Source organism: Polaromonas sp., from assembly GCF_031411155.1.
GTDB lineage: Bacteria > Pseudomonadota > Gammaproteobacteria > Burkholderiales > Burkholderiaceae_C > Polaromonas.
On record NZ_JANOAL010000231.1, the window covers coordinates 1 to 7,907 of the forward strand.

General features: G+C 60.8%; 8 protein-coding genes and 1 pseudogene. 6 read left to right on the plus strand and 3 right to left on the minus strand.

All coding sequences use genetic code 11. The features are described from left to right. Positions 1-682: DNA adenine methylase (locus tag RMO23_RS14130; RefSeq protein ID WP_309682758.1), on the plus strand; the 682-nt coding region annotated here is incomplete at its 5' end. A 93-nt stretch (positions 683-775) separates the two neighbouring features. After that, a complete protein-coding gene (locus tag RMO23_RS14135) occupies positions 776-1,033 on the plus strand; it encodes a hypothetical protein (protein WP_309682761.1) in 258 nt (85 codons plus the stop codon). Between the two features lie 201 nt (positions 1,034-1,234). Here the strand turns inward: RMO23_RS14135 and RMO23_RS14140 are convergent, their stop codons facing one another. Continuing rightward, complete coding sequence (locus RMO23_RS14140; RefSeq protein WP_309682763.1) at positions 1,235-1,888, minus strand: LysR family transcriptional regulator; 654 nt, start codon at positions 1,886-1,888, stop codon at positions 1,235-1,237. 177 nt (positions 1,889-2,065) lie between these two features. On the opposite strand from RMO23_RS14140, the gene RMO23_RS14145 reads away from it, so the two are divergent. The 4 genes from RMO23_RS14145 (at position 2,066) to RMO23_RS14160 (ending at position 6,578) form a co-directional block, all read left to right on the plus strand. Next, complete coding sequence (locus RMO23_RS14145) at positions 2,066-2,521, plus strand: cupin domain-containing protein (protein ID WP_309682764.1); 456 nt, start codon at positions 2,066-2,068, stop codon at positions 2,519-2,521. 73 nt (positions 2,522-2,594) lie between these two features. Next, positions 2,595-2,900, plus strand: coding sequence for a DUF1330 domain-containing protein (locus tag RMO23_RS14150; protein WP_309682767.1), 306 nt, complete (start codon positions 2,595-2,597; stop codon positions 2,898-2,900). Positions 2,901-3,198: 298 nt separating this feature from the next. Then, the gene (locus RMO23_RS14155) at positions 3,199-5,751 is read left to right on the plus strand and encodes a PAS domain S-box protein (protein WP_405041608.1); all 2,553 of its coding nucleotides are present in this window, start codon (positions 3,199-3,201) and stop codon (positions 5,749-5,751) included. After that, positions 5,748-6,578 (plus strand): response regulator, encoded by an 831-nt coding sequence (locus RMO23_RS14160; RefSeq protein WP_309682770.1) that lies wholly within the window; start codon positions 5,748-5,750, stop codon positions 6,576-6,578. The genes RMO23_RS14155 and RMO23_RS14160 overlap by 4 nt, the downstream gene beginning before the upstream one ends. Before the next feature lie 11 nt (positions 6,579-6,589). On the opposite strand, the gene RMO23_RS14165 is transcribed toward RMO23_RS14160, so the two are convergent. Both RMO23_RS14165 and RMO23_RS14170 read right to left on the minus strand, forming a co-directional pair. Continuing rightward, positions 6,590-7,678 carry a PA0069 family radical SAM protein gene (locus RMO23_RS14165; protein WP_309682772.1) on the minus strand — a complete coding sequence of 363 codons (1,089 nt, stop codon included), beginning with the start codon at positions 7,676-7,678 and terminating at the stop codon, positions 6,590-6,592. Positions 7,679-7,755: 77 nt separating this feature from the next. Further along, positions 7,756-7,907, minus strand: a pseudogene (locus RMO23_RS14170) (IS1595 family transposase); the annotation flags it as partial.

Genomic DNA, 7,907 nt, shown 5'->3' on the forward strand with positions numbered 1-7,907 from the left:
GTTTTGCGGTGCGGCCGCGCTGTTCTTCTTGAAGACGCCGGTCAAGGTCGAGGTGCTGAACGACTTCAATGGGGACTTGATCCGGCTCTACCGGGTGGTGACGCACCACCTGGACGAGTTCATCCGGCAGTTCAGGTGGGCTCTCAATAGCCGCGAGATGTTCAAGTGGCTGCAGGAAACCCCACCGGCCACCCTGACCGATATCCAGCGGGCGGCGCGGTTTTATTACCTGCAAAAGTGCGCTTTCGGCGGCAAGGTGCAGGGCCAGAGCTTCGGCACGGCCACCACGGCCAAGGCCAGTATCAACCTGCTGCGCATGGAAGAAGACCTGAGTGCTGTCCACCTGCGGCTGCACCAGGTGTTTATTGAGAACCTCGACTGGGCCAAGTGCGTTGAGAAGTACGACCGGCCCCACAGCCTGTTTTACCTAGATCCGCCGTACTGGGGTACCGAGGGCTACGGCATTGGCTTTGACCTCGACCAGTACTCCCGCATGGCCGAACTGCTGCTCACCATGAAGGGCAAGGCGGCTGTGAGCGTCAACGATATCCCGGAGATGCGCCAGGCGTTCAAAGGTCTGACCATGAAACGCCTGGTAACCAACTACACCCTGGGCAAAAGCGGCAAAGGCCGCGAGCCCAAAGGCGAACTGCTGATTACCAACTTCGCACCAGGTGGCTGAAAGCCAGACTGGGCTGGTCTGGCTCTATCGATAGGACTTGCTGGAGTTGCCAACCAGAGCGGTACTGGCGTCATCAACAACGGACGCAACCATATGACCACTCAGCAACCCCCTCAATGCATCGCCAGGCGGCACCTCCCCCAAGCCGCCTACAACGAACGCCAGGCCAGAGCCGACAGTTTGCTCAGGCGGCTGTCCCAGGCCCTCGAGCATCATGCGTCAGCCGCCATCGCCAAGCCTGACATGTGGGGCTTCGCTGGCGACCTTGCTGCGGTCAATGAGAAGCTGATGGAGGTGTTAGGTACGCTCGGCGCGCTGACAGATGATGAGCGGGCCAACCACCGGGTCTAGAATCCAGCCAGCCCCAAGACACCAGGCCAGCCATGCGCTGGCCTTTCCTTTGGTGCTTACATTGGCCGTGAAAGCCTTTCAGGCTGGGTGTGAAGCGGCTGTGAAACCAGCCGCTTTAAATGCTGGATCAACTTTGAGTTGTTTCATGTAGAAAATACTGGATCAATTCAAGTGTCGGACTGGATCAAACCAAACGGCGCGCTACTCACCGCGTGCGGCCTCGATCACCGGGCTTTGCAGGTTGTTGCCCACTTGCACCACCACATGCGGCCAGCGCGCCCAGGCAGCGGCGCCCCAGCCGGCGACGGCGGGATGGTCTTGACGGGCGAAGCTTGCCCACTTGATCTCACCGACGTCCTGCCAGGCCAGGCCCTCGGGCAAGGCCAGCACCGACGCCACGAAGGCCACGTCGATCTGGCCCTCGGCCACGCCCAGCAGGGTCTGCGGCCCTTCCGCGATCCAGTCCAGCGTCACCCCCGGCGCCTCGCGCCGCACACGGGCCATCAGCCGCGGAAACAGCGACGGCGCCAGGTCTGAAATGGCCATCCTGAAGGTGCGGCTGCTGGTGGCCGCCTCGAAGGGCTGCGGCGGTGCCAGCACGCGCTGGATGCTGCGCAATATCGGCCGCACCTCCTCGATCAGCTTTTCGGCAAACGGGCTGGCCGTCATGCGCCCGCCCACCTTGACCATGAGCGGGTCACCGACCTGCTCGCGCAGCCGGGCCAGCGAATGGCTGACCGCCGACTGCGTGCGCGCCAGCCGCTCGGCGGCGCGCGTCACATTGCGCTCGGCCATCAGCACGTCGAAGGTGACCAGCAAGTTCAGGTCCAGTCGCCGCAAATCGATTTCATTCATACAGCATGCAAACTATTCGTTTGAAACATGGTCAATGTAGCGCAAAAATTCCCCTCACGCGACCCCGCAAAGCCGCCAGAAAATTGCGAACGGGGCCGCGTCGGGGCCGGGCGAAGCATGACAAACAGGCTTTCGACCCGGTCAATCTTTCATTCAATCCTCTGGAGGCAAAAAGCCATGAAGAACCCACCGAAACCCCAGGCGTTTGTGGTGACACCGCAAAACTACGCTGACCCCTTGAACGTGCTCGGCATCCGCATCACCGTGCTGGCGTCCAACACGGCGACGCAAGGCTATGAGATCACGCTGCAGCAGGGCGACGAGGGAGCAGGCCCGCCGCCGCACAGCCACGACTGGGACGAATCGTTTTATGTGCTCAAGGGCAAGGTCGAGATCCGCTGCGAAGACCAGACCGTCGCGTGCGCGCCCGGCACGCTGGTGCATGTGCCGGCAGGCACGGTCCACGGCTACCGTTTCAGCGCAGGCGGTGGCGAGCTGTTCGAGATCAGCGGCCAGGGCGGCTTTGCCACCCGGATGTTCACCAAGGTCAGCCGCGCCCTGCCGCCGGGGCCGCCCGATATTGCCCAGCTGGTGGGGCTGCTCAGGCAGAACGGCGTGACGCTGGCCGCCTGAGGTGCCGCCGGGCCAGCGCGAAGCCGATGCCAGCGGATTAACATGGTCAGCCATTCCCGAGCAGGAGGAATCCATGCCAGCAGCCTATTTCGTTTTGCACAACCGCATTGTGGATGCGCAAAAAATGCAGGACTACATCCCGAAAGCGCTTGAGACCCTGGCGGCTTACCAGGCTGAAATCCTGGTCTTTGATGAGAACGCAACGGTGATGGAGGGAAGCACCAGTCTGCCCAGAATGATCCTGATCCGGTTCGACTCACGCGCCACCGCGACGGCCTGGTACAACTCACCGGCATACCAGGCCGTACTCCCGCTGCGGCTGGACGCGACCGAGGGCTTTGCCATGATGGTGGAGAACTTCGTGCCTGCGGCACGGTAATGCTGCGAGTCGGCGATCCGGCGTGGGCGATCAACGGACTCACTGCCGAAACTGATCGAGGGCGGCGCGCTGCGGCTGGTTCAGTTTCAGCCCGGGCCGGTTGATCGGCGTGCGGGACGGTTGATCGGCTTATCGCTTATGTTGGCCAGCGCACAGACGCCAGCCGGAATGGCCATTAGACTCAGCGGCCCTCTTAAAGACACTGGGTCTTTAATTTCACATGGCCGCGATGTTCTGTTGCTGGCCGGCAAGCGCCGCTCCCCCCGCACGATCGTTGCACTTTTTACGGAAATCGGCCATGTCCAAAACAGAAAACAGTCTCATCCCCGCTGACGATATTGCCAAGGCGGGTGGCATCATGGAAGTGCGGCGCCAGGAAGCGTTGCTGAAAACCGGGGCCTTGCAAAATGCGATTCTGAACAGCGCCAACTTCTCGAGCATCGCCACTGACGCGAAGGGCGTCATCCAGATTTTCAACGTCGGCGCCGAGCGCATGCTGGGCTATGCGGCCGCCGACGTGATGAACAAGATCACACCGGCCGACATTTCCGACCCCCAGGAAGTGATCGCGCGTGCCAAGGCACTCAGCGTCGAACTCGGAACCCAGATTGAACCGGGCTTCGAGGCCCTGGTGTTCAAGGCCTCGCGCGGCATAGAGGACATTTACGAGCTGACCTATATCCGCAAGGATGGCAGCAGTTTCCCGGCGGTCGTGTCGGTCACGGCGCTTCGTGATGCGCACAACGTCATCATCGGCTACCTGCTGATCGGCACGGACAACACCGCTCGCAAGCAGGCAGAAGAGGCGCTGGTCAAGGCGGGGGCCTTGCAAAGCGCGATTTTCAACAGCGCCAACTTCTCGAGCATCGCCACCGACGCGAAGGGCGTCATCCAGATTTTCAATGTCGGCGCCGAGCGCATGCTGGGCTATGCGGCCGCCGACGTGATGAACAAGATCACACCGGCCGACATTTCCGATCCCCAGGAAGTGATTGCGCGTGCCAAGGCACTCAGCGTCGAACTTGGGACCCCGATTACGCCGGGCTTCGAGGCCCTGGTGTTCAAGGCCTCGCGCGGCATAGAGGACATCTACGAGCTGACCTACATCCGCAAGGACGCCAGTCGCTTTCCGGCCATCGTATCGGTCACTGCGCTGCGCGACGATCAAAGCGTCATCATCGGCTATCTGTTGATCGGCACGGACAACACCGCTCGCAAGCAGGTCGAAGCAGAGCAGAAGAAGCTCGATCAGCGCCTGCGCGACCAGCAGTTCTACACGCGCTCCCTCATCGAATCCAACATCGACGCGCTGATTGCCACGGATCCGTCAGGCTTCATTTCAGACGTCAACAAGCAGATGGAGGCGCTTACCGGCTGCACGCGTGACGAGCTGATAGGCGCACCGTTCAAGAACTACTTTACCGATCCGGAGCGCGCCGAGGCGGGCATCAAGCTGGTGCTGACCGAGAACCGGGTCACCAACTACGAACTTACCGCCCGCGCCAGAGACGGCAAGGAAACTGTGGTGTCCTACAACGCGACCACCTTCCACGACCGCGACAGGAGGCTGCAGGGCGTGTTCGCCGCCGCGCGCGACGTCACCGAACGCAAGCTCCTGGATCAGGTGCTGCAGGAAAGTAACGCCGAGTTGAAGATTGCCATGTCGGTTGCGGAAAAAGCCAACCTCGCCAAATCCGATTTCCTTTCCAGCATGAGCCATGAGCTGCGCACGCCGCTCAGTGCAATCCTCGGGTTTGCCCAGCTCATAGAATCCGGCTCGCCACAGCCAACGCCCTCCCAGAAGCGCAGTGTCGATCAGATTCTTCAGGCCGGTTGGTACTTGCTGGAGCTGATCAACGAGATTCTCGATCTGGCCCTGATCGAGTCCGGCAAGCTGTCGCTGTCGCTGGAACCCGTGTCGCTGGCTGAAGTCATGCAGGAATGCGAGGCCATGGTCGAGCCGCAGGCGAAAAAGCGCGGCATCAGCGTGAGCTTTCCGAAGTTCGAAGTTTCCTACTGCGTCAAAGCCGACCGAACCCGCGTCAAGCAGATTCTTATCAATCTGCTGTCCAACGCGATCAAGTACAACAAGCTGGACGGCGCTGTCGTGGTGGATTGCATCGCCATACTCCCAGGACGCCTGCGCATCTGCGTCGAGGATACCGGCGAAGGCCTGAGCCCCGAAAAAATCGCACAGCTATTCCAGCCGTTCAACCGGCTTGGACAGGAGGCGAACGCCGAGGAGGGCACAGGCATCGGCCTGGTGATGACCAAGCGACTGGTCGAACTGATGGGGGGGGTCATCGGCGTGGAAAGCACTGTCGGCAAAGGCAGCGTATTCTGGATCGAAATGAACCTGACGGCTCAACGCCAAACCTCCGACGACATAGCCCAACCCCCGGCGCTCGCCCAGGCGCCGATGCACGCCGACGCGCAGTTGCTTACCCTGCTGTATGTGGAGGACAACCCGGCCAATCTGATGCTGGTCGGGGATCTCATCGCGCGCCGGACCGATATCCGGTTGCTAAGCGCGAGAGATGGCAAGAGCGGCATCGAGATTGCACTTGCATCCCGACCGGATGTCATCCTGATGGACATCAATTTGCCGGGCATCAGCGGTATCAAGGCGCTGAAAATCCTGACTGAAACCCCCGCAACAGCGCATATCCCGGTGGTGGCGCTCAGTGCCAATGCCATGCCCCACGATATTGAGCGAGGTCTGGAGGCAGGGTTTTTCCGTTACCTCACCAAACCGATCAAGATCAACGAGTTTATGGCGACCCTTGACGAGGCGCTGAAGCATTCGCAAACGACGTCAGGTCACGCAACCAAAGAGCAACACATATCATGATTACCGAATCCGAAATCCTCAATGCCAGCATCCTGATCGTTGACGATCAGCCCGCCAATGTTCTGCTGCTTGAACAATTGCTGAGTGGCGCCGGCTACACCTGCGTCGCCTCAACGATGAATTCACAAGAGGTGTGCGCCTTGCACGACAAGAAGCACTACGACCTGATCCTGCTTGACCTGAAGATGCCCGGCATGGATGGCTTTGAGGTGATGGAAGGCCTCAAGGCAAACGGGACTGACCGCTACCTTCCGGTTATCGTGCTCACAGCCGAGCCCGGTCACAAACTGCGCGCCTTGCAGGCGGGCGCCAAGGATTTCATCAGCAAGCCGTTTGATCTGGTCGAAGCCAAGACCCGCATCCGCAACATGCTGGAGGTGCGATTGTTGTACAAAAACCTGGATGAGCACAACAAGGTACTGGAGCAAACGGTGCAGGAACGAACCGCAAAGCTGCGCGAAAGTGAAGCCCGCTTTCGCAGCTTGACCGAGGTGGCCTGCGATTGGTACTGGGAGCAAAGCGCGAGCGCAGCGTTCACCACCGTTTCCGGCACGGTACTGGAGATATTGGGAATCCGTGTGACCGCCTTTTTTGGCCGACAAAATGATGACGAGATCACTGGCTGGAATGACGCGGAGCGACTAATGCTTCAGGCCAAGATCGCAGCCCAGGAGCCTTTCAAGGATTTTGCGTTCAGCCGCGTCAATTCCGACGGCTCGCAACAACAGTTTCGGGTCAGCGGGGAACCCATGTTCAACAACGCCTGCCAGTTCATCGGCTTTCGCGGAATCGGTGTGGAAACCACCGCCAAAATTGGGCAGGAATAAGCTTCGCCGTTTCAGAAAAGGCTGCCCTGCCCCGCCGCGCCCGGTGGCCTGAACTGGCTCAGGTCCAACTCGACACGCTGGCGGTTCAGGCCCAGGCGCCGGCAGGTTTTCTCAAAGCGCTGCCTGATCAGGTCGGCCCACAGCCCGCTGCCCTTCATGCGCGAGGCAAAGTCGGCGTCGTAGTCCTTGCCGCCACGCATTTCATGGATGCGCGCCAGGATGCGGGCGGCGCGCTGCGGGTAATGCAGTTCCAGCCATTCCTTGAAAATCGGCGCCACTTCCCAGGGCAGGCGGATCACGGTGTAAAACGCGCTGCGCGCACCGGCCTGCCAGGCGGCTTCGAGCACCTGCTCCATGTCGTCGTTCACAAACGGGATTTGCGGCGCCACGCTGACGCCCACCGGCACGCCGGCCTCCGCCAGCGCCCGGATGGTGCGCAGGCGGCGATGCGGTGCGGCGGCGCGCGGCTCCAGCTTGCGGGCCAGCTCGCCGTCGAGCGTGGTGATGGTGACATACACCGCCGCCAGCCTGTCGGCGGCCATGGGCGCAATCAGATCGAGGTCACGCTCCACGCCGCTGGACTTGGTGACCAGGGAAAACGGGTGCCGCGTCTGCTGCAGCACCTCGATCACGCCGCGTGTCAGCCGCAGTTCGCGCTCCACTGGCTGGTAGCAGTCGGTGGCCGAGCCAATGTTGAGCAGCCTGGGCACATAGCTGCGCTTGCCCAGGTCGGTGCGCAGCACCTCGGCAATGTTGCGCTTGGCGATGATCTTGGTTTCGAAGTCCAGGCCTGGCGACAAGTTGAGGTAGCTGTGCGTGGGCCGGGCGTAGCAATAGACGCAGCCGTGCTCGCAGCCGCGGTAGGGGTTCAGGCCGTAGTCAAAAAAAATGTCGGGCGAGTCGTTATGCGTGATGGCGCTGCGGGCGTCCTCGAACATCACCTCGGTTTGCAGCCGCCCGCTGGCCTCGCCCGCCGCTTCTTCGAGCGTGCCCCAGCCATCGTCATAGGCAGCGCGCGCGTCTTTCTCAAACCGGTGCGCGATGCGCGTGGCGCTGCCCCGGCCCTTGATGGCATGCAGCGGGATGATGGCGTCGGTCATGGCTTGGGTCGCCGGCTCAAGTCAGTGATTTAAATTCGCTTGATACTGGATAAATACACGGGCTATCCATTTAGCTCCTAAGCGCCGGATTCCTGACTTTTTGACTGAGCAACAACGTGCTGATAGGTCACCGGCGTAGTCACAACCGCCTGTTCCAGCAACCTATAAAAAAGCATTCCTCGTGACCGTGATTTCCGTCTGTTGAAGCGAAATACAAATTCGTCAAGAT